Here is a 23,891-nt window from a genome sequence, read left to right on the forward strand (position 1 = left end):
GCGGGAGGCCCACCCAGTGAATCAGCCGACGGGTGCAGCCGGGCCGTCGGCGATCCGGGTGGCAGACGGGGTCGAACCCGCGCCGTCGACGATCAGGTGAGCATTGCGCCAGGGCTGTTCGGCGGTCAGGAAGGGGTCCTCGGCACTCATCCATTCGGTCCAGAACCGCTCCGCCTCGGCGGGGGTACGCCCCAGCTCGACGTCCCGGGCGATGCCGCGCTCGCGCGCGAGCGGGCGATCGGTCTGCACCCAGATCACCAGATCCGCCAACCGGGCCAGGGATGCACGGGCGGCACCCACCCCTTCGATGATCAGCTGCCCAGCGGACACGGTGACCGCGCCGGCACGGTTGCGGGTCACCCAGCCCGGAGGGCGGTAACGGACCGGTTCGCCGCGTCGCCACGGTTCGATGACGTGGGTGATGAGCTCGGTGTCCCAGTCGGTGGCGTGGTGGTGCCAGGCGATGTCATCGGTACGCACCACTGGCGCGCCGAGCAGGGTGGCCGCGTGGTCGGCGAAGGTCGTCTTGCCGCTACCGGAGCCACCGTCGACCAGGATCAGCCGGTGCGGGGTGAATTCGGCGCGAAGAGTCGGCGCGTCCAGCGTCTGCCAATCGATGGCGGCCGGTTCGCCGGGGTGGAGTTCCATGGGCCCATTGTCATGGCGTCAACAACTGTTGACGAACCGGCGGCGTCAACCTAAGCTGACGGCATGTCGATCGGAACGGACATCACCACCGGAGTGGACAGCTCGGACCCCGCCGAGGGGTTGCGGGCCGTGGCCAGCCTGCGCGCGCTCACCGACCAGCTCGAACGCCTGCAGGTCGAGCGCGCCCGGGGCCTGGGCTGGTCCTGGCAGGAGATCGCCACCGCGCTCGGCGTCAGCAAACAGGCGGTGCACAAGAAGCATGCCCACCTCGGGCGGAAAGGCTGATCATGTTCGAGCGATTCACCGAGTCGGCCCGACGGGTGGTCGTCGAGGCGCAGCGACTCGCCGGCGATGCGAATGACAACCACATCGGTACCGAGCACCTGCTGCTCGCCGCCCTGGACGCAACCGAACCGGTCGACGGCCTGGACGTCGATCAGGTGCGCGGGAGATCGGCGCGGATGCGATCCTGGTCGCGCTGCTGCATCCGAGCTCCGGCATCGCCCATCGCGCCGTGGTTCGCAGCGGGACAGACCCGGGGACCGTCGCGGCCCGACTCCGGGATCGGTTGCGACCGGCCGCCTGAGGGCCTCAGTTCAGGATCACCCGGGTGGAGTAGTCACGCCAGGAGAACTCGATCCGGCCGCCCTCGAATCCGGTGGCGCGGCCGCCGGGGATGTCGTACTCCTCGACGGTCGGGCGACCCAGTTGCGAGCGGGCACCGCCGAGCTCGGCGTACTTCTGCCCGATGCTGCCGTAGACCGAGTGCGCCTGCAGGCCATACCAGTAGATCCGGCCACCGGCGTACGCCTGCACCCGGGTGCCCGGGACCTCGGCGTCCTGTTCGACCGCGCTCGGCAGGCCGAGGCCGCTCTGCACCGCCGGCGGCCGGCCGCGGTACCAGCTGTTGATCCCCGACCAGACCGGCTGCGCACCGGTGGCCGGCGACCAGTAGATGCTGCCGTTGCCGAAGTCGGTGACCCGACCGCCGTTGAAGCCGAATTCCTGCCTGGTCGGGAAACCGAGCTGTCCGCTCGGGCCGCCGAGGGCCGCGTACCGCTCCCCGATCGCGCCGTAGACCATCACCGCCCGCCCGTCGCGCCAGTAGACGGTGCCACCGGTGAAGTCCTGCGCGATGCCGCCGCTCACCTGGTACTCAGCCGAACGCGGAATGCCGATCGTCCGACGATCATTGGTGCTCAGATTCCAATACCAGGCGGAGATCCCGGGCAACAGGGCCTGCGCCTCGGTCTGCAGGGACCAGATGATCGTGCCGCCGGCGAACCGGTTCATCCGGCTGCCGGCGACGGGGCCGGCGGTCTCGGTGCTGGTCGGCATCCCGAGCAGCCCGCGGTCGGCACCGAGCGCGGTCCAGCGGACGAAGATCCGGCCGTAGACGTCATTCCAGGAACCATTGGTGCGGGTGATCCGGCCACCGACGAAATTCTGTTGCAGGGTTGAATTCGTGGTGTACGCATCAGAGGTCACCGGGCCCAGCACCTCGCGCAGCGACTGGCTGTAGCGGTAGTGCGACCAGATCTCGGTCATGATGGGGTGTGCACCGCCGCTGGGGCTCCAGGGCAGGATTCCCTTGTTGAACACGGTCATCCGCGATCCGGCGACCGGACCATCGACCTCACCGCCGATCGCGAAACCCAGCGGGCTGGACGGTCCGCCGATCGCGTAGTACTTGTCACCGATGGCGCCGTCGACCCGGACCGGCTGGTTCGTGGTGCTGGCCGAGTCGTAGGCGTACAGGTTGTAGGTGCGCATCAGCCTGATGATGTAGTCGGCGTACCCGGGATCGGTCGCGTACCCGGCCTTTGCCACCTCGCGGATGAAGTTGTCCGGATCGCTGGAATAGTTGAAGGCGGCGGCGTACCGGCTGGAGTTCTTCAGGAAGTAACCGTGGTCGGAGAACGAGTCACCCGCCGAGCGGTAGGTGCGGAAGGCGCTGACCACCGGGGTCGGATTGTTGGGGTCGTAGTACTCCAACGAGGACTTGTCCATGCAACCGAGCTGGTAGGGGCTGGCGTAATCGGTCTTGCACTTGATGCCGAAGTAGGCGTGGGCGTAGACCGCGAGCGAGGAGGTCCCCCAGCCGGATTCCAGGATCGACTGGGCGATGCTCACCGAGGCGGGGACGCGGAACTCGCGCTGGGCCTGCTGGGCCATCGGTGCGACCGCGGTGATGAACCGGGTGGTGTCGGCCGCCCGGGCCGGTGGCGCGCCGAACACCGCGACGGTGGTGAGGGCAAGGGCCAGGGTGAGCAGTGCGGTGACGCGACGAAGGTGCCTGGTGTGGGGGAGGGTATTCACCATGCGCTGATTCTCCGGTGCCCACGTCGGTTTTGACCAGTCCACGGTCAACCGGGGGCTGAGGGTTCCCGGTTCAGATCGCCGTCGGCCAGGAAGTCGAGGAGGTGCCGGGTGACGGTCTCGGGTTGCTCCTGCTGGGCCCAGTGGCCGGCGCCGTCGATCAGGTGGGTTCCGACCAGATTGGTGCAGGCGGTCGTCCGCATCGTCTCCAGCGCACCGGGGACCTGGTGGGTGCCCCAGTCGCTGGCACCGGCCAGATACAGGGTGGGGACATCGACGGTACGCCCGCTGAACAGCTCCAGCTCGGCCTGGTCGAGGCCGGTGGTGGCCCGTCGGTACCACTGCAACCCGCCGCCGAAACCGACCCGGCGGTATTCCGCGGCATAGACCGCGAGCTCGTCATCGGGCAGCCAGGTGTTGGTCGCGATCTCGGCCGCCGACGGCATCTCGGGCGCCACCGTCTCCGGCATCGTCGCCCCGATGTCCATCACGTAGTAGGTCGGCAACTCGGCGAGCTGCTCGGCACTGGCATCGGCGAGCGGGTGTGGCCGATTCCCTGCCCAGTCAGCACTTTTCATGTGGAAGTACGCCCGCAGGAAGTCGTGCACACCCTGCGGGGCGCGCACCATGTCATCGTTCGCGGCCGGGGTGGAGTAGTACCACTGGTAGTGCTTGCGGGGTCGTGGCAGCCCGGCGAGCCGCGCCGGCCAGTCGGCTCGTGGATCGGTCCCCGCGGTGGCCAGCGCCGGCGGCCCGGCGAACGGTGAGCTCAGCACCACCAGCGACCGGAACACATCGGGACGTACCAGCGCACACCACGGCGCCACCCAGGCCCCGAAGTCATGCCCGACGACAGCGGCCACCGAGCGTACACCCAGCGCCTGCAGCAGACCGAGTTGGTCGCGCACCGCAGTCAGCAACCGGAAGGGCCGCAGGTCCGCCGCCGAACTCCAGGTCGCGCTCCACCCGGTGGTGCGCCCGAAACCGCGGAAGTCCGGCGCGATCACCCGGTACCCGGCCTCGGCCAGCGGCGGCATCACCTTGCGCCAGGAGTAGGCCAGCTCCGGGAATCCGTGCAGCAGCAGCACGGCCGGGGCATCCGGGTCGGCCGGACCCGCCTCCAGGCAGTGCACGGTGAGCCCGTTCACCGCCGGCACGAACCGCGATCGGATGCTGTCGGGCACCGGGTATACCGAGGAGCCTGTCATCGGCCTAGGCTAACCAGCGAGACGCCCGAGGAGGCACAGAGATGACCGATTACGGACGCGACCTCGAATTCGGTTGGTTCGCCGACCCGGATGTCCGCTCGGCGCGGGAGACGCTGGGCGCCGCAGGGATCGCGGACCAGGCCGGGCTGGATCTGATCGGCGTCCAGGACCATCCCTACAATTCGGGCCATCTGGACGCCTGGACCCTGCTCACCGCGATCGCCAGCACCACCGAACGGGTCCGCGTCTTCCCCGATGTGGCCAATGTCCCGCTGCGCGGCGCGGTGATGCTCGGCCGGGCCGCCGCGACCCTCGATCGGATCAGCGATGGCCGCGTCGAACTGGGGCTCGGGACCGGGGTGTTCTGGGAGGGCATCGCGGCGCTTGGTACGCCGGAACGGAGCAGGAAGGAACGCGTCGACGCGCTGGAGGAGGCGGTCGACGTGCTGCGGCTCTGGTTCGACAGCGGCCGGCGCTCGGTCAGTTACGACGGCGACTGGTACCGATTGCGGGGCGCCCACCCCGGGCCGCCACCGATCCATCGGATCGGTCTCTGGCTCGGTGCACTGGGGCCGCGGATGCTGCAGATCCTGGGCAGCAAGGCGGACGGCTGGCTGCCGTCGCTGGCGTTCGTGCCGCCGGACAAGCTCGCCGAGCCCAATGCCCGGATCGACGACGCGGCCCTCGCCGCCGGTCGGGATCCTGCCGAGATCAACCGGGTCTACAACGTGTGGGGCGATTTCTCCACCCAGCAGTGGGTCGATCTGCTGACCACGACGACGCTGGAGCACGGCATGAACGCCTATGTGTTCGGGGTGCCGCCGCTCGAGTCGGAGCTGCGCCGGATCAGCGACGAGATCGCCCCGGCCGTCCGCGAAGCGGTCGCCGCGGAGCGGGCCCGGTGAAGGATCACCCCGAGTTCGCCACCGATCTGGTGCAGGCTCTGCTGCGGGACCAGCATCCCGATCTGGCGGAGTTGGAACTGCGGAAAGTCAATGGTGGTTGGGACAATCAGCAGTGGCGGCTCGGCGCGGAGCTCGCGGTCCGGATGCCGCGCAGTGAGCGTGCGCCCGCGCTGCTGGAGACCGAACGGGCCTGGCTGCCGGGCCTAGCCGAACGGTTGCCGCTGCCCACCCCGGTGCCGGTCCGCACCGGGGTCGCGTCGCGGATCTTCCCGCACACCTGGACGATCGCGCGGTGGGTGCCCGGTGAGTCGGCGGACCGGGAACCGATCACCGACCCGGAGTCGGCGGTCGAGCTGGCTGGATTCCTTGCTGCACTGCATTTCCCGGCTCCGGGTGACGCGCCGAAGAATCCGACCCGGGGCCTACCGTTGGCGGTGTACCAGGAGCAGGTCGGACAGTCCCTGGCTGCCTTGTTGGCCGATCATCCGCGGTTGTCGGAGGTGCGTGAGATCTGGGCGGCGGCGTTGGCTGCGCCGGTCTGGCAGGGGCCGCCGCTGTGGGTCCACGGTGATCTGCATCCGGCCAATGTGGTCACCCGGACCGGCCGGCTGGCCGGGGTGCTCGACTTCGGCGAGTTGTGCGCGGGCGATCCGGCGACCGATCTGTCCGCGGCCTGGTTGCTGCTGCCCGAGGGCACGGCCGATCGCTTCTTCGAGTCGTACGCCGCAGCGGACCCGGCGACGATCACGCGGGCCCGCGGCTGGGCCGTGCTCCGCGCGATCGGCCTGATCGCCATCGGCCAGAACGGCCGCAAAGGCCTACCCGGTGGAAAACCCACCTGGGAACCCGCCGGCTACGCCACCCTGGACCGCCTCCTCCCCTGACCAGTACGCCGGGGCGACACCTCCCACGTTCATCGAGTAGGTCGCGCAGCGACCGTGTCGAGATGAACCAGACACCCCACGTTCATCGAGTAGGTCGCGCAGCGACCGTGTCGAGATGAATGCCGGCTGAGGAGCGAGCGCCAGCGAGTCGAAGCCAAGCCCCGGTCACGTTCATCGAGTAGGTCGCGCAGCGACCGTGTCGAGATGAATGCCGGCCCGCACCCCAGGATCGGCTCGACCCACCGGAGTTTGCGGCTCGTTGCACGATCGGCGCCCAGATCGGCCAATTTCGCGATCGAGCCGCAAATTCCGCAGGCCGCACCAATGGACGAAGCCGCAGCCATCCACGGACCGGGGCGTAGACAGCATCGAGATGATGAACCCACCCCCGCCGAAAAAGTTGTCCACAGATTTCCAGATTCCTTTCCAGGACGGCGAATCCGGACCAGAACTGTCAGACCCCTCGTGTTGGATCGATCGTATGGACAGCAGCGCAGCAGCCATGATCGAGACCGCGACCGCGGTCGATGATCTGCTGCGCCAATTGGTTGCGATGGACGATCGGCTCCTCACCGACGAACAACGCCTCCACCTGGGCGAGCTCAACGAGCAGATCACCGCCCGCCTGCACGCCCACACCACCCGCACCCTCACCGGCATCGACCGCACCGATGCGTCGAAACATGTCCATGGGGTGTGCACCACGACCTGGATGCGGGAACGCCACGCCTACTCCGGACCGGAGGCCTCCGGGGTGCTGCGGGAAGCGATCCGGATCGTGAACACACCGCTGGTGTGGGAAGGGCTCGCGCAGGCCCGGGTGTCGCCACGGCAGACGACCGCGATCCTCACCGCCCTGAAACACCTTCCACCCGATCTTCCACCCGGCCAGGAGACTGCGGCGCAGCAGACGATGGTGGATCAGGCGCAGCGGTTCGGTCCATCCGAGCTGCGGGCCCTGGGTGACCGGCTGGTCGAGGTGGTCGACCCCGACCACGCCGACACACTGCTGGAACGGCGGTTGGAGCAGCAGGAAGCCGCGGCCCGCCGGAACCGAGAACTGCACCTCTACGGCGATGGGATGGGTTCGACGATCATCAAGGGCCGGATTCCGGCCGTCGAGGGGGAGAAGCTCCTCGCGCTGCTGGATGCGGTGGTCGAGAAGAACGCCACCGATGATCCACCGCCGTGTGGGTCGTCGTGTCCCGGACCATCCTGTGGGTTGTGTGGGGGTCGGCCGTCGCGGGCGATGCGCCGCGCCGACGCGCTCATGGAACTCGCCCACGCCCACGCCGATGCCAACCGCGCACCGTCGCGCGGCACCGATCGGGCTCGGGTCAACGTGACCGTCACCCTCGACACCCTGCGCCGCGGGATCGGCTGTGTCGACACCCCGGCCGGGCCGTTGTCGGCGCAGCAACTCCGGTTGCTGGCCTGCGATGCGGAGATCATTCCGATGGTCCTCGATGGTTTCGGTGTTCCGCTGGATGTGGGGCGGACCCACCGCTTCTTCGAGGACGCGATCCGGGCGGCGCTGGTCGCTCGGGACCGGGGCTGCGTCTTCCCCGGCTGTGACCAACCGGCCCGGCGGTGCGCCGCGCACCACATCACACCGTGGTGGTGCGGCGGCCCGACCAGCCTGGACAACGGCGTACTGCTGTGCCCCCACCACCACGCGCTCGTCGAGCCCACACGCCAGCAGCTGCACAACGAGAACCGCTGGGAGGTCCGCCTCAACCCCGACGACCGACTCCCGGAATTCGTGCCACCACAAGGATTGGACCCGAACCGGAGACCGCGGCGCCATCTCCGCCACCGCATCCGACAACGGCCCCTCGGCGACGACGATCACTGACCGGCGTCGGCCAGGTCATGGACGGTGTTGCCGCCGATGGTCTGCGCGGGGAAGTTGGCGCTCACCCAGGTCTGGATCTCGAGCGCGGGACCGGAGGCGTCCGGCACCTGGTCACCAGAACCGGTGACGAAATAGTGGATCCGCCCCTGCCGCACCATCTCCTCGAACTCGGCCAGCGTCGGCGTCGGATCGGAACCGTCGAGCCCACCGGCCGCGAGGACCGGGTACCCGGCACCCAACTGCAGGCGAGCGGCGCTCCGGGCACCGACCGTCGCCGCCACCCAGTCGTAGCGGGACGCGCCGTCGAGCAGCGCCAGGTCCAGTTCGTTCCCACCGATCACTGCCCCGGCCACCGCGCCGCCGCCAGCACGCGGAATGGCCGCGGTGACGAGGGAGTACGCAGCCGGTCCCGCCAATCCGGCGAGCACCGCGCCGACCAGCACGGCCACCGCGGACACCTTGGCCAGCCGGTCACCGACCAGCAGCGTCAGTGCCGCCAGTCCGCCCAGGATGCCGGCGACCCAGCCGAGCACCGGGTACGCCCCGGCGGTCCGGCTGCTCAGCACCACCGCCCAGACCGCGGTCGCACCGACCGCCGCACTCAGCCCGATCCGGGCCGGCAGCGAACCCCGAGCGGACCACAGGATCGCCACGCCGAGGCCGACCGCCCCACCGATCGCCGGGGGCAGCACGGCCGGCTGGCCCGCCACTCCGGCGACCAGCAACCAGCCGCCGAACAGCACCAGACCGGCCCGCTGGATCGCCGAGCGTGTCCACCCCAGCGCAAAGATCGTGAGGATCACCGCGGCCGGCAGCAACCAGGCCACCAGCGCACCGGACCAGCTCTCGGCCGCGCCCTCGACCACGCCCCCGGTCGCACGGGGCGACCCGATCAATCCGAGCAGCGAACCGTCCGGTGAGCCACCGACGAAGGGTCGCCACCGCGCCGGGACGAGCTCGACGACCGCCACATACCAGCCGGCCGAGATCAGCACCGCCGCACCGGCCGCCAGCAGATCCCGCAGCGCGCGCCGCCATCCCACCGGTGCGCCGACCACATAGGCGACGATGACCGCGGGCAGCACGGTCAGCGCCGGCAGCAGCCCGGTCAGAAAGCCGAAGCCGATCAGCACGCCGGTCCCGACCAGCCACTGCCTCGACCCGAGCTCCACCGCCCGCACCGTGCAATACCCGGCCAGCAACAGCACCAGCAACGCCTCCGGACCGTTCCATCGGAACGCGCCCACGCTCACCGGGGTCACCGCGAACACCGCCGCACCACCCAGCGCGGCCCAGTGCGCCCGACCCCGGTCCCGGCCACCGCGGTCGAGCACCCGGCGCACGGTGGCGTACAGCACACCCACCGCGGCGACCCCCATCAGCGCCTGCGGGACCAGCATCGACCAGGGGGACAGACCGAAGATCCGCGCCGAGAAGGCCATGATCCAGACCGCGACCGGCGCATTGCCAATGGTGACGGCGTTTCCGGCGTCCAACGAACCGAAGAAGAAGGCCGGCCAGGACTCCGAACCGGCCTGGACCGCCGCCGAATAGAGCGGGTCGGCGTACCCGGATGCACCCAGATCCCACAGGTAGAGCAACGCGGTGGCAGTGAGCAGCCCGAGCAGCGTGCCCCGCGTACCCAGCGAACCCATGCTGCCGATTGGACCAGCACGCACTGTGCCCGCTGTATGGCCGCGCTGTGTGCGCTCTGTGGCTCGCGCCCAGCCCATCACCCAGCCCATCGACCGGCATGATTTCCAGCCGCCGAGAGCGAGCCGATAGGCTGCGCAGCACAACTTGAAGACCCGTGATGCCAGGGAAGCCGGTCCGAATCCGGCGCTGACCCGCAACCGTGGGCCCACCCGCAGTGGGCGAGCCGGAATGCTGGGATCGCGGGTGCTCGCACCAACTCGTCGAGGTCTACGGGTGGAGCAGACCGGCGCCGCGATCTCGGCCCGGCCGGCCTCCCGAGCCCCGATCCCGGGAGGACTGATGAACCGCACCATCGCCCACGCACGCCGCGCCCTGCTCGCCGTCATCGTGGCCGTCGCCGCCCTCGCCGGGGTCATCGCCCAGGCGCCGCAGGCCGCTGCCGAGGACGGCTACCGCTACTGGGCCTACTACCAGTGGGACGGCAGCAAGTGGGCGTACGCCCAGAAGGCCGCCGACGGTCTCACCCCGGCCGACGGCACCGTCGAGGGCTGGCGCTTCGCCCAGGCCACCAGCAACACCCCCCGCGTCCCCCGGGCAGCCGGTGACTTCAACCAGATCTGCGCCGACGTGCAGCCCGCCGAGGGCAAGAAGCGGGTCGCCGTCGTCATCGACCAGGGCACCCCCGAGGACGCACCCAGCCCCGCCGACAAGCCGAACGGTGAGGTGCAGGGCACCTGCGTGCTGATCGAATCCGACGCCACCGGTGCTGCCGTGCTCGACAAGGTCGCCCCGGTCCGCAAGGAGAAGCTCACCTGCGGCATCGACGGCTACCCGGCCGACGGCTGCGGCGGCGCGGTGCAGATCAACAGCACCCCGGCCGATGCCACCCTGCCGCTGACCGTCCAGAACCCGGTCGGCGTATCGCAGGATTTCGTACCCGGCAACGGATCCCCGCAGGCGACCAACCAGCCGACCAGCGCGACCGGCCCGATCGTGGTCGGCGCGGTGATCGTCGTCGCGCTCGCCGGCGGTGCGCTGCTGCTGACCCGCCGCAACAAGAAGACCCAGGCCTGAGCCCGGGCAATTCCGATGCGGCCCGCCGACTCACCACGCAACCCGCGCGCCCTCAACCCGGGCGCCTGGTGGCTGTGGGCGGCGGGCCTGGCGATCGCGGCCAGCCGGACGCTGAACCCGATCCTGCTGTTGCTGATCGCCGCGGTGGCCGGCTTCGTCGTCGCCGCCCGCCGCTCCGATGCACCCTGGGCGCGGTCCTATGCGGTCTTCGTCAAGGTCGCCCTGGTGGTCATCGCGATCCGGGTGGTGCTGCAGTCGGTGCTCGGCACCTACAGCCAGGGCAGCCATGTGCTGGTCACCCTGCCCGAACTGCCGCTGCCGGATGCGGTCCGCGGCATCAAGATCGGCGGCGTGGTCAGCTGGGAGGCCGTGCTCAGCGCGCTCTACGAGGGCGGCCAGCTCGGGGTGATGCTGATCTGCATCGGCGCCGCCAACGCGCTCGCCTCCCCGCTGCGGCTGCTCCGGTTGCTGCCCGGCGCGCTCTATGAGGTGCAGGTGGCCTGCGTCGTCGCGCTCACCTTCGCCCCGCAGCTGGTCGCCGACGCCCGTCGGGTGCACGCCGCCCGCCGGTTGCGCGGTCAGCGGGTACGCCTCCGCTCGATCTTCCGGACCACCATGCTGCCGGTGCTGGAGGGCGCCCTGGACCGCTGCGTCGAGCTGGCTGCGGCGATGGAATCGCGCGGCTTCGGGCGGACCCGGCACCTCTCCCGCACCGCCCGGATCACCACCAGCACGGTCTCGCTGGCCGGCCTGGCCGGGGTGACCGTCGGCCTCTACGGAATGCTGTCGGCCTCCCTGCCCGGTATCAGCGCGGTGCTGATCCTGCTGCTCGGCATGGGCCTGCTCGTCGGCGCGCTGATCCTGGGCCGGCGGCGCGCGGTCCGCAGCCGCTACCGGCCGGATCCCTGGGCGCTGCCGGAGTGGCTGGTCGCGGCCTGCGGGCTGATCCCCGCGGGCGTACTCGTCTGGTGCTCGATGAACGGCGTCGGCGGTCTGAAGCAGCCGAGCGCGCTCTCCCTGCCGACCCTGGAACCGTTGCCGCTGGTGGCGATCCTGGTGGCCCTGCTGCCGGCGATCGTCTCGCCGCGGCAGCCGATGGCCGCCGAACCCGTCGCCACCCCGCGGCCCGAACCCGCCGCGGAGGTCGCCGCATGATCCGCTTCGACCGGGTCGGGGTCCGCTATCCGGCCAGCAGCTCGGGGGAGTACGCCGAGCCGACCCTGCACGATGTCGACCTGGCGGTCGACGAGGGCGAGCTGGTGCTGCTGATCGGGCGTACCGGGTCGGGCAAGTCGACCCTGCTGCGGGCCGTCAACGGCCTGGTACCGCATTTCTCCGGTGGCCTGCTCACCGGCGAGGTGACCGTCGCCGGCCGCAGCACCCGCGACTGGCGGCCCCGGGATCTGGCCGATGTGGTCGGCATGGTCGCCCAGGACCCGCTGGCCTCCTTCGTCACCGACACCGTCGAGGACGAGCTGGCGTACTCGATGGAATCCCTCGGGGTCGCGCCCGCGGTGATGCGGATCCGGGTCGAGGAGACCCTCGACCTGCTCGGCCTGGCTGACCTGCGGCAGCGGGCACTGACCACGCTGTCCGGCGGGCAGCGGCAGCGGGTCGCGATCGGTGCCGCGCTGACCGCGCACCCGCAGGTGCTGGTCCTCGACGAACCCACCTCCGCGCTCGACCCGCAGGCCGCCGAGGAGGTGCTCGCCGCGATCCAGCGGCTGGTGCACGACCTCGGGATGACGGTGCTGATGGCCGAGCACCGACTGGAACGGGTGGTGCAGTACGCCGACCGGGTCGTCGAGCTGGCCGGTGGCACCCTGATCGCCGACGGCCCGCCGGCCGAGGTGATGAGGACCGCGGCGGTGGCGCCGCCGGTGGTCCGGCTCGGCCGGCTGCTGCACTGGGATCCGCTGCCGATCAGCGTCCGCGACGCCCGCCGCCGCGCCGCCGGTCTGCGCCGCGAGCTGAGCGATCGAGCGGTACCCCTCGACACGGCCGCGGGCGGCCTACTCGGGGCACGTGGGTTGGCCGAGACGAAACGGTTGGTGGTCCGCCACCCCGGGCCGGTACTGGCGCTCACCGGGGTGGATTTCAGCGTGCGCCCCGGTGAGGTGGTGGCGCTGATGGGCCGCAACGGAGCCGGCAAATCCACCCTGCTCGGCGCGCTCGCCGGCCTGGTCACCAGGACCTCAGGGGAGCTGTCCGTCGGCGGTGCCGATCCGGCCCGGCTCAAGCCCGCCGAACTGGTCCGCCGCGTCGGCCTGGTACCGCAGGATCCGGGTGATCTGCTCTATGCCGGATCGGTCGCCGAGGAGTGCCGCAACGCAGACGCCGACTTCGGCGTACCCGCCGGAACCTGTGCCGCCCGGCTCGCCGAACTCGCCCCCGACGTGCCCGGGGACCGGCATCCCCGGGATCTGTCGGAGGGGCAGCGGATGTGCCTCGCGCTGGCGGTCGTGCTCACCGGTGCGCCGCCGCTGCTGCTGCTCGATGAGCCGACCCGCGGGCTGGACTACGGCGCCAAGCAGCGGCTCACCGATCAGCTCGCCGCGCTGACCGCGGCCGGGCACGGGGTGGTGCTGTCCACCCACGACGTCGAACTGGCCGCCGAACTCGCGCACCGGGTGGTGGTGCTCGCCGAGGGCGAGGTCGTCGCCGACGGGCCGAGCGCGAGCGTGGTCACCGGGTCGCCGATGTTCGCGCCGCAGGTCGCCAAGGTGCTCGCCCCGGTACCGCTGCTGACCGTGCGCCAGCTGGAAGGGGCGCTGGCATGAGCCCCCGCTCGATCATCCCGGTCGGCCCGCGCAGCCTGGCGGTGCTGATCGCCGCCTCGGTGGTCGGCCTGCTGGCGTTCACCTGGCCGCTGGTGGTACCGATCGAGCAGACCGGCGCGCGGGCCATCTCGCACTCCAAGGACGCGCCCTGGCTGTTCGTGCTGATCCTGCCGCTGCTGGCCGGGGTGGTGCTCGCCCAGGTCGCCGAGGGCGGCATGGACGCCAAGGTCGTCGCCCTGCTCGGCATGCTCACCGCGGTGATCGCCGGGCTGCGCGCGATCAGCCCGGGCACCGCCGGGTTGGAACCGGGCTTCTTCGTGCTGCTGCTCGCCGGGTACGCCTTCGGCCCGGGTTTCGGTTTCGTGCTGGGTGCGTTGGGGATGTTCGCCGGTGGGTTGATCACCGGCGGGATCGGGCCCTGGCTGCCGTTCCAGATGTTCGCCAACGCCTGGGTCGGCGCCTTCGGCGGGCTGCTGCCGGGCCGCCGCCGCGACGAACCGACCCGACTGCAGATCGGCTGGCTGGCGCTCGCTGCGCTGGTCGCCGGGCTGGCGTACGGGATCGTGATGAACATGTGGTTCTGGCCATTCGCGAACTTCGAATCGGCGCTCACCTTCCGCCCCGGTGACGATCTGGCGAGCAATGCGGTCCGGTACGCCCGGTTCTGGGTGGTCACCTCGCTGGGTTGGGATCTGCCGCGCGGCATCGTCTCGGCGCTGCTGGTGCTCGCCTTCGGCCGGCCGCTGCTGCGCGCCTTCGCCCGGGTCTCCCGCAAGGCCGCCTTCGGCGCGGTCGGTGAGTTCGAGGCCCCACGCGGATCCGGCACCACCGGCACGCCCTAGCGTGGTTGCCATGACCACGCGTACCCGTGATGTGCTCTGGTCCGACATCGAGACCATCTATGCCGCGATCCTCGACCATCCGTTCCTCACCGGGCTGAGCGACGGCAGCCTGCCCCGGGAGGCGTTCGGGCACTACATCGTCCAGGACGCCCTCTACCTGCGGGGGTACGCCGCAGCGCTCGCCGGCTGCGCGGCGCGGGCGCCGCGGCCGGAGGCCACCGTGATGTTCGCCGAACACGCCGCCGGCGCCATCGCCGCCGAACGCGAACTGCACGAATCCCTGCTGGGCGAACTCGGGGTCGACCCGGCGGACCTCGGCGCACCCAGCCCCGCCACCCAGGCCTACGTCAGCTATCTGACCGCGATCGTGCAGACCGGTTCCTACGCCGAGGCGGTCGCCGCCGTGCTGCCCTGCTACTGGATCTACGCCCGGGTGGGGGAGGCGCTGGTGGCCGCCGGCTCACCCGATCCGCTCTACCAGGCGTGGATCGATCTCTATGCCGGTGAGGAATTCCGGCAGATCGTCGACGCGGTGCTCACCGAGACCGACACCGTCGGCGCGACCGCCTCGCCGGTCGAGCTGGAGCGGATGCGGCAGCACTTCACCACCACCTCGCGCTACGAGTGGATGTTCTGGGACGGCGCCTACCGGCAGGAGACCTGGCCGGTCTGAACACCGCGGCTGAGGGTCAGGTGCCGCGCGCGGCCTGGTACCGGGCCAGCGCCTCCTTGCGCTCGGCGGCATGGTCGACGATCGGCTCCGGATAACCCTGCGCATAGCCGTCGGCGGCATCCCACGGGGTGTGCACGTTCGCCCCGCTCAGGTGCCGCAGTTCCGGCACCCAGCGGCGTACATAGTCACCGTTCGGGTCGAACTTCTGGCCCTGGCTGATCGGGTTGAACACCCGGAAGTAGGGGGCCGCGTCGGTACCGGTGCCCGCGGCCCACTGCCAGCCGTGGTTGTTGGAGGCCACATCGCCGTCGATCAGGTGGTCGAGGAAGTGCCGGGCACCGATCGGCCACCACTCGTGCAGGTCCTTGCAGAGGAAGCTGGCGGTGATCATCCGGGCCCGGTTGTGCATCCAGCCGGTCGCCAGCAGCTGCCGCATCGCCGCGTCCACGACCGGGAAACCGGTCTGCCCCTCGCGCCAGCGCTGCACCAGCTGCTCGTCGTGGTCGTAGTCCATCGTCGCCAGCTCCGGGCGCAGGTCGTGCCAGAGGCTGTCCGGGTCGCGCCACAACACATCGGCATAGAACTCCCGCCAGCACAGCTCGGTCCGATAGCGCTGCACGCCCTCACCACTCCGCCCGGCCAGATCGGCGAGCAGGGTCCGGGGATGGATCACGCCGAGCTTCAGATAGGGGGACAGCCGCGAGGTGGCGTCTTCGGCGAGCAGATCCCGGCCACCGTCGTAGTCGGCCAACTCCTCGTCGAGGAACCCCGCCCAGCGGTCCAGCGCGGCCTCCTCACCGGCCGGCGGCAGCTCCTGCGGGCCCTCGGTCAGCGCCTGCTCCAGCCACTGCTCGGCCGCCGGGTCGCTCGGCAGCTCTCGCAACCGCAACCGGTCCGGATCGGCCGCCGGCGCCCGCCAACCGTGATCCAGCCAGGCCTTGGAGAACGGGGTGAACACCTTGTAACCTTCGCCCTGCTTGTTCACCACCCGGGGCGGGGTGACCGCATACGGCGAGCCGGTCTCCACCCAGTCCACCCCGGTATCGGCCAGCCGCCGTTGGACCGCCGCGTCGCGTCGCCGCCCGGTCGGGGTGGTCTCGGCCGACACGTGCACCGCGGCCGCACCGGCCTCGGCCGCGACCGCCGGCACCACCGCACGCGGGTCGCCGATGCGCAGCACCAGTTTTCCCTCGTACGCCGCAGCGGTGGCCCGCAGCGTGGCGGCCAGCCAGGCCCGCCGCGCCGCACCGGCCCCGGCCAGCAACCCCGGGTCGAGCACGAACAGGGCGACGACGTCGGCCCCGTCGGCGGCCGCGGCCAGCGCCGGATGGTCGTGGCGGCGCAGATCCCGGCGCAGCCAGAGCAGATTCGTCATCGGTCCTCGTTCCGGTTCCGGCGGGCGATCGCGGTGGACAGCGCGGTGGCGAAACCGCACCAGAGCGGATAGGGCGCGAGCAGCAACCCGCGGGCGGTGTTCCGCTCGCCGACCCGGCGGGTCAGGTCGGCCGAACTGGCGGTCAGCGCGGCCGCCCAGAGCGCGGCCAGCGGCAGCCGCCGGAACCGCCAGAAGACCACACTCCAGCCGGCGTTCAGCACCAGGTTGACCGCCAGCGCCCGCCACAGGGCACGGGCCCGGTCGGGATCCGACTCGGCCGCATCGGCGATCGTCAGCGCGGACATCGCGGCCAGGTCGGCGTACAGCAGCGTCCAGACCGGGCCGAAGGCGCTGTCCGGCGGCTGCCAGCTCGGCCGGTCCAGGCCGCGGAACCAACGCACGGCAGGCGTGGTGGCCAGGCCGCCGACGACGGCGGTGGCGGCGCAGGCGGCGGCGGTGGCCGCGATGGTACGCCGCCAGCGGCGAGTGTCGGTGCCGGCGGTGGCGCGGCGGATCGCCTCCTCGAAACCGGTGTGGCCACCCGGCGGTGGGCCCACCAACTCGTCCAGATCGCGCTCGGTGACCACGCTGTCGTGCAGCAGGCTGCCGATCAGCGGGGTGGCCAGCGCCGCGGGCGTACTGGTGACCAGTCCGATCCAGCGGGCGGCGAGCCCGGGGGTGGTGATCGGCAGGATCAGCACGCCCCGCGGACCCAGGCCGACGGCCCGGGCGTACCGCTTCATCATCTCGGCGAAACTGAGCGGTTCGGGGCCGCCGACGTCGAAGCGTCGGTTCACCGCGGGCGGCAGCTCGGCCGCGGCGGTCAGATAGTGCAGCGCGTCATCGATGGCGATCGGCTGGGTCCGGTTCTTCAACCAGTCGGGCGCGATCGCGGCCGGCAACCGCTCGGACAGCTGACGCAGCATGTCGAAGGAGGCCGAGCCCTCACCCAGCACCGGCCCCGCCTGCAGGGCCGCGGTCGGCACCCCGCTCGCCAGCAGGATGTCACCGACCAGCACCCGGGAACCGAGATGTTCGGAGAGCTCCACGCCGTCGGGATGCAACCCGCCCAGGTAGACGATCCGTTCCACCCCGGCGGCCCGGGCGGCGGTGGCGAAGCTCTCGGCGCTGGCCCGCTCCTTGGCCACGAAGTCGGCACCCTCACCCATCGAGTGCAGCAGGTACCAGGCCGCGTCGGCACCCCGCATCCCCTCGGTGAGCCGGTCGGTGTCGGTGACCGCGCCCTCGACGATCTGCACCGCATCGGACCAGTCGAACCGAGCCAGATGCCCGCGGTCCCGGGTCAGCGCCCGGACCTGCCAGCCGCGGTCCAGCAGGGTCGCGATCAGCTTGCTGCCGATCGAGCCACTCGCACCGGTGACGAACGCGGTACGCGGGCCTGCGGTGTCGTTCATCGAGCCTCCCGGGTCAGTTGTTGAGCAGCATCGGCAGCAGGAGCAGCATGCCCAGCGACCAGATCACGTGGGCGAGCACCGGGGCAGCGATGCCCCCGGTGCGGTGGCGCAGCAGGGCGGTGAGCAGCCCCAGCAGCAGTGCGGCCAGCACCAGCAGGACGATGCCGCTGGCCGCCGCGCCCAGTGCGTACACCGCGGTGCTGCCGATGATCGCGGTGCGGGCGGACAGGGCCTGGTAGAGCGCCCCGCGGAAATAGCATTCCTCGGCGATGCCGTTGACCGCGGTGGCGATGATCGCCACCGGCAGCGCCCCCTGCCCGGCGTGCCCGATCAGTGCCAGCACGGGGTCGCGGAGCATCGGCAGCCGGGAGACGATCAGCGCGCCGAGCACGAAGAGCGTCAGCAGCGCCAGACCGGCGCCGATTCCGAGTCCGAGCGCGCGGGCATCGCGTCCGCCGAGCGGAATCCGCTGCCCGCCGACCCGGACGGCGAGCAGGGCGCCGCCGAGCCAGATCAGGCCGAGGACGGCGGTGGCGGGGAAGAAGCGGGTGTCGGTGACCGGCAGCCGCAGCACCCACCCGCTGGCCGCGACCCCGAGCACCCCGATCACCGCGACGGCGATCCGGAAGCCGGTCAGCCGAGGGGGTGCGTCGCTGAGCGACCGGGATGGCATCGAACCAGTCTGGCACACCGGTGCCGGGTGCTCAGGCGGCCGGCAACCGCAGGGTGAAGACGGTACGCCCGGGCTGGGATTCCACCGACGCGCTGCCCCGGTGGGCCTCCATCACCGCCTGCACGATCGCCAGGCCCAGTCCGGTGGAGTCCTTCGAGGTGCCCGAGCGGGTCCGGGCCACATCGGCGCGGGTGAACCGCTCGAAGACGTGGTCGATGATCTGCGGTGGGATGCCGGGCCCGTTGTCGGCGACGGTGATCACCGCCTGATCGCCCTGCAGCCGGGTACCGACGGTGACCACGGTGCCCTCCGGGGTGTGCTTGCGCGCGTTCGCCAGCAGATTGGCCACCACCTGGTGCAGCCGGTGCCGGTCGGCGCGGGCGATCACCGGCGGTTCCGGCAGGTCGACTCCCCAGTCGTACGCCGAGTTGGCGGCCTGGGCGTCGGAGATCGCGTTCAGCAGCAGATCGTTGAGGTTCACCGGTTCCAGCTGCAGGTTCGGATTGGAGTCCATCCGGGCGAGCAGCAGCATGTCCTCGACCAGCCGCGACATCCGCTCCGCCTCGGATTCGACCCGGGCCATCGCGAAGGCGGTGTCGGTCGGCACCTGGTCGCGGTGCCGGCGGGTCAGTTCGGCGTACCCGCGGATCGCGGCGAGCGGATTGCGCAGTTCGTGGGACGCGTCGGCGACGAACTGGCGCACCTTCGTCTCCGATGCCTGCCGGGAGGCGAGCGCACCCTCGACGTTGCCGAGCATGTGGTTGAACGCCCAGCCGACCTGGCCGACCTCGTTGGCCGGGTCGGCGTCGGTGGGGCTGACCCGGACCGGCAGCTCGACCTCGCCGCGGGACAGCTCCAGCTGGGAGACCTGCTGGGCGGTGCCGGCGAGCCGGTTCAGCGGTTTCAGGCTGCGGATCACCACGGTGCGCACGACCAGGATCGACAACCCGATGGCCAGCAGCGAGAGGATCAGCTCGAAGATGATCATCTCGGCGATCGTCTTGTCCAGCTCGGCCAGCGGCAGGGCGACGAGATAGGTGAGGCCGTCGCGGTTCACCGCCAGTGCCCGGTAGTGACCGGACTGGGGGAGCCGGACGCTGACGTGTTTTCCGTTCGGTGGCAGGGAAAGCAGCTTCCGGGTGTCCGGATCGCTGAGTGAGTTGCCCGTGTCCTCAGGGGTGTTGCGGTCGACGCGCATGTTGGCGGCGAAGTTCTTCCCGTCGCTGACCATCACGATGGTGCCGATCGGCAGCGAGGGGGAGAGGGTGAGCGGGGGTGCGGGCCGGCTGCCGCTGATGCCGCCCTTGGGGTATTTGTCCTGGCGGGAGAAGGCGGTTTCGAGCTGGCGATCCACACTGCGTTCCAGGGTCTGCCGGGTGGAGAGCGTGGTCAGCGTGGACAGCACGACCGCGACCACCGCCACCAGGGCGGCCATCCGGACCACCAACCGGCGGCCGAGGGTGCCGGGGCCGAGCGGGGCGATCGGTGCCAGCCCGCCGGGGCGCGGCGGTTCGGCCGGTACGCCCGGTCGGCCGTCGTCGGCTGGCAGGAATTCGGGCATGTCAGCCCGCGGCGGGCCGGAGCACGTACCCGGCGCCGCGCATGGTGTGGATCATCGGCGCCCGGTCGGCGTCGATCTTCTTGCGGAGATAGGAGATGTAGAGCTCGACGACGTTGGCCTGGCCGCCGAAGTCGTAGTTCCAGACCCGGTCCAGGATCTGGGCCTTGGACAGCACCCGGCGCGGGTTGCGCATCAGATAGCGCAGCAGTTCGAACTCGGTGGCGGTGAGCTGGATGTCGTCACCGCCGCGTGTGACCTCGTGGGAATCCTCGTCCAGGGTCAGGTCGCCGACGACCAGCTGGGAGTCCGAGCGCAGCAGCGAGGCACCCGAACGGCGCAGCAGGCCACGCAACCGGGCGATCACCTCCTCCAGCGAGAACGGCTTGGTGACGTAGTCGTCACCGCCGGCGGTCAGGCCGCCGACCCGATCGGAGACCGCATCCTTGGCGGTCAGGAAGATCACCGGCACCTCGGGCTGTTCGGTGCGGATCCGGCGCATCACCTCGAGCCCGTCGAAGTCGGGCAGCATCATGTCCAGCACGATCGCGTCCGGGCGTACCTCACGGGCGACCTTGACGGCCTCGTTGCCGGAGGCGGCGGTGGCCACCTCCCAGCCCTCGTAACGCATCGCCATCGACAGCAGTTCGGTCAGCGACTGCTCGTCGTCCACGGTCAGGACCCGGATCGGGGAACCGTCCGGCCGGGTCAGCGCGGGTTCTTCGGTACGTGCCATGGTTCCACTGTGACACCGCGCGATGCTGCCCGGCTATGTGTTGGCTGTGTGAATCCTGTGACCTCCACGCACCCTGAGCGAGGAGCGCAGCGACGAGTCGAAGGGTCAGGCCGGGTCGTTGTCGTCGACCCGGGTACGCGAGTTGACCGCGGTGCTGCCGGTCGGCTGCGGCGTACGCCCCAGCGGGAGGGCGTCGTCATCGTCGTCGCGGTCCCTGGGGCGCTTGAAGAGCTGGTCGATGGCCGCCCGGCCCGCGCCGAAGACGGCGAGCAGCAGGGCTAGCGCGGCCTGCACGACGTTGTATTCGTACCCGCCGTTCTCCAGCCAGGGGCCGCGGAAGTAGCGGGTCCACAGGATCACCATCACCTGCTGCACCACGATCGCCAGGCCGACCAGCGGGGTGAGCAGACCGAAGATCAGGAACAACCCGCCGATGATCTCCAGCAGCGTCCCGCCCCAGGCCAGGATCTCCGGCTGCGGGGTCTGGAACTGCGCCAGATAGTCGATCTGGGACTGCATGCCGCCCTCACCGGTCCAGCGGCGCCAGCCGCGGAAGACCAGCAGGGCGCCGAATGCCACGCGGGCGATCAGCAGCGCGAGGTCCCGCAGCACATGGATGAAGGTGGCCATGGAAATACCCTAAGGGTCAGGCTGGCGGGGTGCGAGCCGCCACACGATCGGCGAGGAGGAAGTCCAGCATGCCCGGCAGCTGCGCCTCCCAGTGGTCCCCAGGCTGGGCCTGGGCCACGACCTGAGTGTGGTCAGCCGTAGTGATAGCGGCAGGCGGCGATCCTCACCTCGCCGTCGGTGACCTTGTGGACCAGTCGATGTTCGTCGGTGATGCGGCGCGACCAGTACCCGGCGAAGTCATGACGGAGCGGTTCGGGCTTTCCGATTCCGTCGTTGCCGTTTCGCTGAATGTCGCTCAGCAGCAGGTTGATCCGTTTCAGCACCTTGCGGTCCTGGGCCTGCCACCACAGGTAGTCACCCCAGGCGTTCTCGTCCCAGACGAGCAGCACCTCAGTCCGCCTCGACCGGGTCGTGCCTCTCTCCGCGTCCGGATTCCAAGCGTTCCATGGCATCGAGGAGCCTGCGTGCATTCGCCGGGGAACGCATCAGGTACGCCGTTTCACGCAACGCCTCGTAGTCCGCCAGCGAGACGATCACCACCGGTTCGTGGCCGGCACGGGTGATCACCACCTCTTCACGGTCATTGATGACGCCGTCAAGCACCTCGGCATAGCGCGCCCGCGACTCGCTGTAGCTCATGGTCTTCATGTCAACCCCCTGTACAGAAAACTGTACGTCGGTGCGGGACGGGCTGCGATGGTTCCGTTTGTCAGGCGGCCTGGGACTCCTCGGCGCGGGTGCGCAGGGCCTCCACCGCGACCAGCAGTTGGGCGGTGACGTCGCTGTCGGCGCTCACCCGGACCACCAGCTGGCTGTGCCCGGTTCCGGTGGGCAGCACGTCGAGGCTGCCGGGGTAGTGCTGGTCCGAACCCCAGCTGAGCGTGCAGTCGGGCTCTTCGACCCGCAACCAGGCATCGCTCACCGATTCCGCCAGCGCGGCGTGGCGTGGCATGTACGCCGTCAGCGCGTCGACATCGTTGAGCCGGGCGAACAGGCGCTCCGGTTCGACGGCGATCTCGGTGGTGTGTTCATAGATCTGCATGGCACTCTCAGGGCTACGGGTCGGACAAGGCGGCCCACGCTAGCAGCAGTTTTTCCGAGAGGATTCTCATGACGATGCATCCCAGCGTCGAGCGGGTCAACGAGGTCGTCGCCGGAAAGGGCTTCGCCGGGCGGGTGGTGGTGCTGCCCGATGCGGCCCCGACGGCCCGCGCCGCCGCGGAACTGCTGGGTGTCGAGGTCGGTGCGATCGCGAACTCGTTGATCTTCCGGACCGAGTCCGGGGCGCCGCTGCTGGTGATGACCAGCGGCGCCCACCGGGTGGACACCGACAAGGTGGCGGCGCTGATCGGGGAGCCGATCGGCCGGGCGGACGCCGCGTTCGTGCGCACCCACACCGGTCAGGTGATCGGTGGGGTGGCACCGGTGGGGCACCCGCGGCCGATCCGCACCCTGATCGACACCGAGCTGCGCGGCTACCCCGAGATCTGGTCCGGTGGCGGGATCCCGCACGGGATGCTGCCGATGAGCTTCGAGGAGCTGATCGTGCTGACCGGCGGCGAGGTGGCCGAGGTCGCATGATCAAGCAGCAGCGGTTGACCGGGCTGGACTGGTTCATCGTCCGCGGGGAGACCGAGACCGCGTTCGCCGAGCTCGGCCGGGCCGGTGCCGAGCGGATCCGAGCAGTGCTGGCGGCTCCGTCGATGCGCGCGCTGCGGGAGCGGGCGGAGCGATCGCCGCACTTCACCGGGGTGCTGGCCGCGTCCCGGCGTACGCCTGCGCACGCCGAGCTGCGCGCGCTGGCCGAGGGGGCGGGCGTACCCCTGGCCGATCTCGAAATTCTCAACCTGCGTGGGGATCTCGGCGCCGACCCGCTCGGCTGCACCGATGTGGCGGTACGCGGTGAGCGGGGGTTGGTGGTCGCCCACAACGAGGACGGGCCGCCGGAGTTCGACTGTGTTCCACTCACCCTGGGCATCGAGGGCCGGGCGGCGATCTGGGTGTTCTGGACGCCGGGGATGCTGCCGTCGAACTCGTTCGTGGTCAACGAACTCAGCCTGGCGTACGGCTGCGATTCGATCACCGTCACCCAGCCCGCGCTGGCCCCGGGGCGGCACTTCGTGGCCCGCGGACTGGCCGACTGCTCGTCGCTGTCCGGTGCATTGGAATATCTGCGGGACAACCCGTCGGCCGGTGGCTTCCACTATGCGTTGACCGACTGGCGGACCGGTGAGTATGTCGGGGTCGAGGCGGTCGCCGGACAGTACGCCGAGTTGCCGGCCGAACCGGGGGTCAGCTGGCACACCAACCACCTGCGCGCCCTCGACGGATTGGATCAGCCCGCGGAGAACAGCCTGATCCGCGCGAAGACCGCGTCGGCTTGGACGCGACCGGATTCCGATCCGGTCAAGTGGTGTGTCCAGCAGCTCGCCCGCAGATCGATGCCGAGAGGGGTGTTCCGTGGCCCCGAGACCCTGGGCACGATGGTGCTGGACTGTGCCGCGATGCCGCCGAACCTGACCCTGGTCCCCGGGCGGTCGCCGCGCCGGGCGGTCACGAAGGGGATCGACCAGCTGATCGACGCGGGTACCCGCCACATCGACTGACTGTGCGTCGGTCCGACGGATCGGTGATGACTTGCCACGTCGGCTGAGCGAGCT

24 protein-coding genes and 1 pseudogene are annotated in these 23,891 nt (G+C 70.6%); 12 read left to right on the forward strand and 13 right to left on the reverse strand.

Translation table 11 applies throughout. The features are described from left to right. Window positions 1–21: 21 nt before the first annotated feature. Window positions 22–648: a uridine kinase family protein gene (locus C8D81_RS20990; RefSeq protein WP_166646810.1), complete on the reverse strand. Its 627-nt coding sequence runs from the start codon at window positions 646–648 to the stop codon at window positions 22–24. 63 nt (window positions 649–711) lie between these two features. Here C8D81_RS20990 and C8D81_RS13165 point away from each other — a divergent pair, with 63 nt between their 5' ends. Further along, on the forward strand, window positions 712–933 hold the full coding sequence (locus C8D81_RS13165) for an RNA polymerase sigma factor sigma-70 region 4 domain-containing protein (protein ID WP_094356613.1): 222 nt from the start codon (window positions 712–714) through the stop codon (window positions 931–933). Window positions 934–935: 2 nt separating this feature from the next. Then, window positions 936–1,067: pseudogene (locus tag C8D81_RS13170) on the forward strand (Clp protease N-terminal domain-containing protein); the annotation flags it as partial. A gap of 172 nt (window positions 1,068–1,239) precedes the next feature. Here C8D81_RS13170 and C8D81_RS13175 read toward each other — a convergent pair. Next, window positions 1,240–2,970: a glucosaminidase domain-containing protein gene (locus C8D81_RS13175; protein WP_133626202.1), complete on the reverse strand. Its 1,731-nt coding sequence runs from the start codon at window positions 2,968–2,970 to the stop codon at window positions 1,240–1,242. Between the two features lie 44 nt (window positions 2,971–3,014). Continuing rightward, window positions 3,015–4,175: an alpha/beta hydrolase gene (locus C8D81_RS13180; RefSeq protein WP_133626203.1), complete on the reverse strand. Its 1,161-nt coding sequence runs from the start codon at window positions 4,173–4,175 to the stop codon at window positions 3,015–3,017. 41 nt (window positions 4,176–4,216) lie between these two features. Here C8D81_RS13180 and C8D81_RS13185 point away from each other — a divergent pair, with 41 nt between their 5' ends. The 3 genes from C8D81_RS13185 to C8D81_RS13195 all read left to right on the forward strand — a co-directional run bounded on the left by C8D81_RS13185 (window position 4,217) and on the right by C8D81_RS13195 (window position 7,819). Continuing rightward, the gene (locus C8D81_RS13185; protein ID WP_094356610.1) at window positions 4,217–5,080 is read left to right on the forward strand and encodes an LLM class flavin-dependent oxidoreductase; all 864 of its coding nucleotides are present in this window, start codon (window positions 4,217–4,219) and stop codon (window positions 5,078–5,080) included. After that, window positions 5,077–5,964 carry an aminoglycoside phosphotransferase family protein gene (locus tag C8D81_RS13190; protein ID WP_133626204.1) on the forward strand — a complete coding sequence of 296 codons (888 nt, stop codon included), beginning with the start codon at window positions 5,077–5,079 and terminating at the stop codon, window positions 5,962–5,964. Before C8D81_RS13185 ends, C8D81_RS13190 begins: the two co-directional genes overlap by 4 nt. A gap of 481 nt (window positions 5,965–6,445) precedes the next feature. After that, window positions 6,446–7,819: an HNH endonuclease signature motif containing protein gene (locus tag C8D81_RS13195; RefSeq protein ID WP_166646811.1), complete on the forward strand. Its 1,374-nt coding sequence runs from the start codon at window positions 6,446–6,448 to the stop codon at window positions 7,817–7,819. On the opposite strand, the gene C8D81_RS13200 is transcribed toward C8D81_RS13195, so the two are convergent. Beyond that, window positions 7,813–9,498, reverse strand: a complete 1,686-nt coding sequence (locus C8D81_RS13200) for an ArnT family glycosyltransferase (protein ID WP_208109275.1) — start codon at window positions 9,496–9,498, stop codon at window positions 7,813–7,815. The two genes, C8D81_RS13195 and C8D81_RS13200, sit on opposite strands and share 7 nt — an antisense overlap. Window positions 9,499–9,814: 316 nt before the next feature. Between C8D81_RS13200 and C8D81_RS13205 the strand changes: the two genes are divergently transcribed. Genes C8D81_RS13205 through tenA form a run of 5 tightly spaced genes read left to right on the forward strand, consistent with a single transcriptional unit; the run spans window position 9,815 to window position 14,844 of the window. Next, entirely contained in the window at window positions 9,815–10,549 is a 735-nt protein-coding gene (locus C8D81_RS13205) for an SCO2322 family protein (RefSeq protein WP_094404719.1), read from the forward strand. 15 nt (window positions 10,550–10,564) lie between these two features. Then, complete coding sequence (locus tag C8D81_RS13210; RefSeq protein WP_133626206.1) at window positions 10,565–11,704, forward strand: energy-coupling factor transporter transmembrane component T; 1,140 nt, start codon at window positions 10,565–10,567, stop codon at window positions 11,702–11,704. Further along, complete coding sequence (locus C8D81_RS13215) at window positions 11,701–13,329, forward strand: ABC transporter ATP-binding protein (protein ID WP_133626207.1); 1,629 nt, start codon at window positions 11,701–11,703, stop codon at window positions 13,327–13,329. Before C8D81_RS13210 ends, C8D81_RS13215 begins: the two co-directional genes overlap by 4 nt. Next, a complete protein-coding gene (locus tag C8D81_RS13220) occupies window positions 13,326–14,171 on the forward strand; it encodes an ECF transporter S component (RefSeq protein WP_094356605.1) in 846 nt (281 codons plus the stop codon). Before C8D81_RS13215 ends, C8D81_RS13220 begins: the two co-directional genes overlap by 4 nt. A gap of 10 nt (window positions 14,172–14,181) precedes the next feature. Beyond that, entirely contained in the window at window positions 14,182–14,844 is a 663-nt protein-coding gene (gene tenA / locus C8D81_RS13225; RefSeq protein ID WP_133626208.1) for a thiaminase II, read from the forward strand. A 16-nt stretch (window positions 14,845–14,860) separates the two neighbouring features. Here the strand turns inward: tenA and C8D81_RS13230 are convergent, their stop codons facing one another. From C8D81_RS13230 to C8D81_RS13270, 9 genes are all read right to left on the reverse strand, one after another. Then, on the reverse strand, window positions 14,861–16,219 hold the full coding sequence (locus tag C8D81_RS13230) for a cryptochrome/photolyase family protein (RefSeq protein WP_133626209.1): 1,359 nt from the start codon (window positions 16,217–16,219) through the stop codon (window positions 14,861–14,863). Then, the gene (locus C8D81_RS13235; RefSeq protein WP_133626210.1) at window positions 16,216–17,634 is read right to left on the reverse strand and encodes a tryptophan-rich sensory protein; all 1,419 of its coding nucleotides are present in this window, start codon (window positions 17,632–17,634) and stop codon (window positions 16,216–16,218) included. The genes C8D81_RS13230 and C8D81_RS13235 overlap by 4 nt, the downstream gene beginning before the upstream one ends. 13 nt (window positions 17,635–17,647) lie before the next feature. Continuing rightward, a complete protein-coding gene (locus C8D81_RS13240; RefSeq protein ID WP_133626211.1) occupies window positions 17,648–18,307 on the reverse strand; it encodes a CPBP family intramembrane glutamic endopeptidase in 660 nt (219 codons plus the stop codon). 31 nt (window positions 18,308–18,338) lie between these two features. Beyond that, window positions 18,339–19,868: a sensor histidine kinase gene (locus C8D81_RS13245; protein WP_133626212.1), complete on the reverse strand. Its 1,530-nt coding sequence runs from the start codon at window positions 19,866–19,868 to the stop codon at window positions 18,339–18,341. Window position 19,869: 1 nt separating this feature from the next. Continuing rightward, window positions 19,870–20,601: a response regulator transcription factor gene (locus C8D81_RS13250; protein WP_094356599.1), complete on the reverse strand. Its 732-nt coding sequence runs from the start codon at window positions 20,599–20,601 to the stop codon at window positions 19,870–19,872. Between the two features lie 105 nt (window positions 20,602–20,706). Further along, window positions 20,707–21,231, reverse strand: coding sequence for a DoxX family protein (locus tag C8D81_RS13255; RefSeq protein ID WP_094356598.1), 525 nt, complete (start codon window positions 21,229–21,231; stop codon window positions 20,707–20,709). Between the two features lie 131 nt (window positions 21,232–21,362). Further along, entirely contained in the window at window positions 21,363–21,620 is a 258-nt protein-coding gene (locus C8D81_RS13260) for a Txe/YoeB family addiction module toxin (protein ID WP_094356597.1), read from the reverse strand. 1 nt (window position 21,621) lies between these two features. Next, a complete protein-coding gene (locus C8D81_RS13265; RefSeq protein WP_094356596.1) occupies window positions 21,622–21,879 on the reverse strand; it encodes a type II toxin-antitoxin system Phd/YefM family antitoxin in 258 nt (85 codons plus the stop codon). Window positions 21,880–21,940: 61 nt separating this feature from the next. Next, on the reverse strand, window positions 21,941–22,273 hold the full coding sequence (locus C8D81_RS13270; RefSeq protein ID WP_094356595.1) for a hypothetical protein: 333 nt from the start codon (window positions 22,271–22,273) through the stop codon (window positions 21,941–21,943). A gap of 68 nt (window positions 22,274–22,341) precedes the next feature. Between C8D81_RS13270 and C8D81_RS13275 the strand changes: the two genes are divergently transcribed. Beyond that, window positions 22,342–22,812 carry a YbaK/EbsC family protein gene (locus C8D81_RS13275; RefSeq protein ID WP_208109276.1) on the forward strand — a complete coding sequence of 157 codons (471 nt, stop codon included), beginning with the start codon at window positions 22,342–22,344 and terminating at the stop codon, window positions 22,810–22,812. Continuing rightward, window positions 22,809–23,837 (forward strand): C45 family autoproteolytic acyltransferase/hydolase, encoded by a 1,029-nt coding sequence (locus tag C8D81_RS13280; RefSeq protein WP_133626213.1) that lies wholly within the window; start codon window positions 22,809–22,811, stop codon window positions 23,835–23,837. The genes C8D81_RS13275 and C8D81_RS13280 overlap by 4 nt, the downstream gene beginning before the upstream one ends. Window positions 23,838–23,891 lie beyond the last annotated feature (54 nt).

It is taken from the genome of Enemella evansiae, from assembly GCF_004362375.1.
Lineage (GTDB): Bacteria > Actinomycetota > Actinomycetes > Propionibacteriales > Propionibacteriaceae > Enemella > Enemella evansiae.

What these genes read in the sequence shown, in the direction of transcription:
- C8D81_RS20990 (WP_166646810.1), bottom strand. Translation starts at nt 648, where the DNA reads ATGGAACTCCACCCCGGCGAACCGGCCGCCATCGATTGGCAGACGCTG.
- C8D81_RS13165 (WP_094356613.1), top strand. Translation starts at nt 712, where the DNA reads ATGTCGATCGGAACGGACATCACCACCGGAGTGGACAGCTCGGACCCC.
- C8D81_RS13175 (WP_133626202.1), bottom strand. Translation starts at nt 2,970, where the DNA reads ATGGTGAATACCCTCCCCCACACCAGGCACCTTCGTCGCGTCACCGCA.
- C8D81_RS13180 (WP_133626203.1), bottom strand. Translation starts at nt 4,175, where the DNA reads ATGACAGGCTCCTCGGTATACCCGGTGCCCGACAGCATCCGATCGCGG.
- C8D81_RS13185 (WP_094356610.1), top strand. Translation starts at nt 4,217, where the DNA reads ATGACCGATTACGGACGCGACCTCGAATTCGGTTGGTTCGCCGACCCG.
- C8D81_RS13195 (WP_166646811.1), top strand. Translation starts at nt 6,446, where the DNA reads ATGGACAGCAGCGCAGCAGCCATGATCGAGACCGCGACCGCGGTCGAT.
- C8D81_RS13205 (WP_094404719.1), top strand. Translation starts at nt 9,815, where the DNA reads ATGAACCGCACCATCGCCCACGCACGCCGCGCCCTGCTCGCCGTCATC.
- C8D81_RS13210 (WP_133626206.1), top strand. Translation starts at nt 10,565, where the DNA reads ATGCGGCCCGCCGACTCACCACGCAACCCGCGCGCCCTCAACCCGGGC.
- C8D81_RS13215 (WP_133626207.1), top strand. Translation starts at nt 11,701, where the DNA reads ATGATCCGCTTCGACCGGGTCGGGGTCCGCTATCCGGCCAGCAGCTCG.
- C8D81_RS13220 (WP_094356605.1), top strand. Translation starts at nt 13,326, where the DNA reads ATGAGCCCCCGCTCGATCATCCCGGTCGGCCCGCGCAGCCTGGCGGTG.
- tenA (WP_133626208.1), top strand. Translation starts at nt 14,182, where the DNA reads ATGACCACGCGTACCCGTGATGTGCTCTGGTCCGACATCGAGACCATC.
- C8D81_RS13230 (WP_133626209.1), bottom strand. Translation starts at nt 16,219, where the DNA reads ATGACGAATCTGCTCTGGCTGCGCCGGGATCTGCGCCGCCACGACCAT.
- C8D81_RS13235 (WP_133626210.1), bottom strand. Translation starts at nt 17,634, where the DNA reads ATGAACGACACCGCAGGCCCGCGTACCGCGTTCGTCACCGGTGCGAGT.
- C8D81_RS13240 (WP_133626211.1), bottom strand. Translation starts at nt 18,307, where the DNA reads ATGCCATCCCGGTCGCTCAGCGACGCACCCCCTCGGCTGACCGGCTTC.
- C8D81_RS13245 (WP_133626212.1), bottom strand. Translation starts at nt 19,868, where the DNA reads ATGCCCGAATTCCTGCCAGCCGACGACGGCCGACCGGGCGTACCGGCC.
- C8D81_RS13250 (WP_094356599.1), bottom strand. Translation starts at nt 20,601, where the DNA reads ATGGCACGTACCGAAGAACCCGCGCTGACCCGGCCGGACGGTTCCCCG.
- C8D81_RS13255 (WP_094356598.1), bottom strand. Translation starts at nt 21,231, where the DNA reads ATGGCCACCTTCATCCATGTGCTGCGGGACCTCGCGCTGCTGATCGCC.
- C8D81_RS13265 (WP_094356596.1), bottom strand. Translation starts at nt 21,879, where the DNA reads ATGAAGACCATGAGCTACAGCGAGTCGCGGGCGCGCTATGCCGAGGTG.
- C8D81_RS13270 (WP_094356595.1), bottom strand. Translation starts at nt 22,273, where the DNA reads ATGCAGATCTATGAACACACCACCGAGATCGCCGTCGAACCGGAGCGC.
- C8D81_RS13275 (WP_208109276.1), top strand. Translation starts at nt 22,342, where the DNA reads ATGACGATGCATCCCAGCGTCGAGCGGGTCAACGAGGTCGTCGCCGGA.
- C8D81_RS13280 (WP_133626213.1), top strand. Translation starts at nt 22,809, where the DNA reads ATGATCAAGCAGCAGCGGTTGACCGGGCTGGACTGGTTCATCGTCCGC.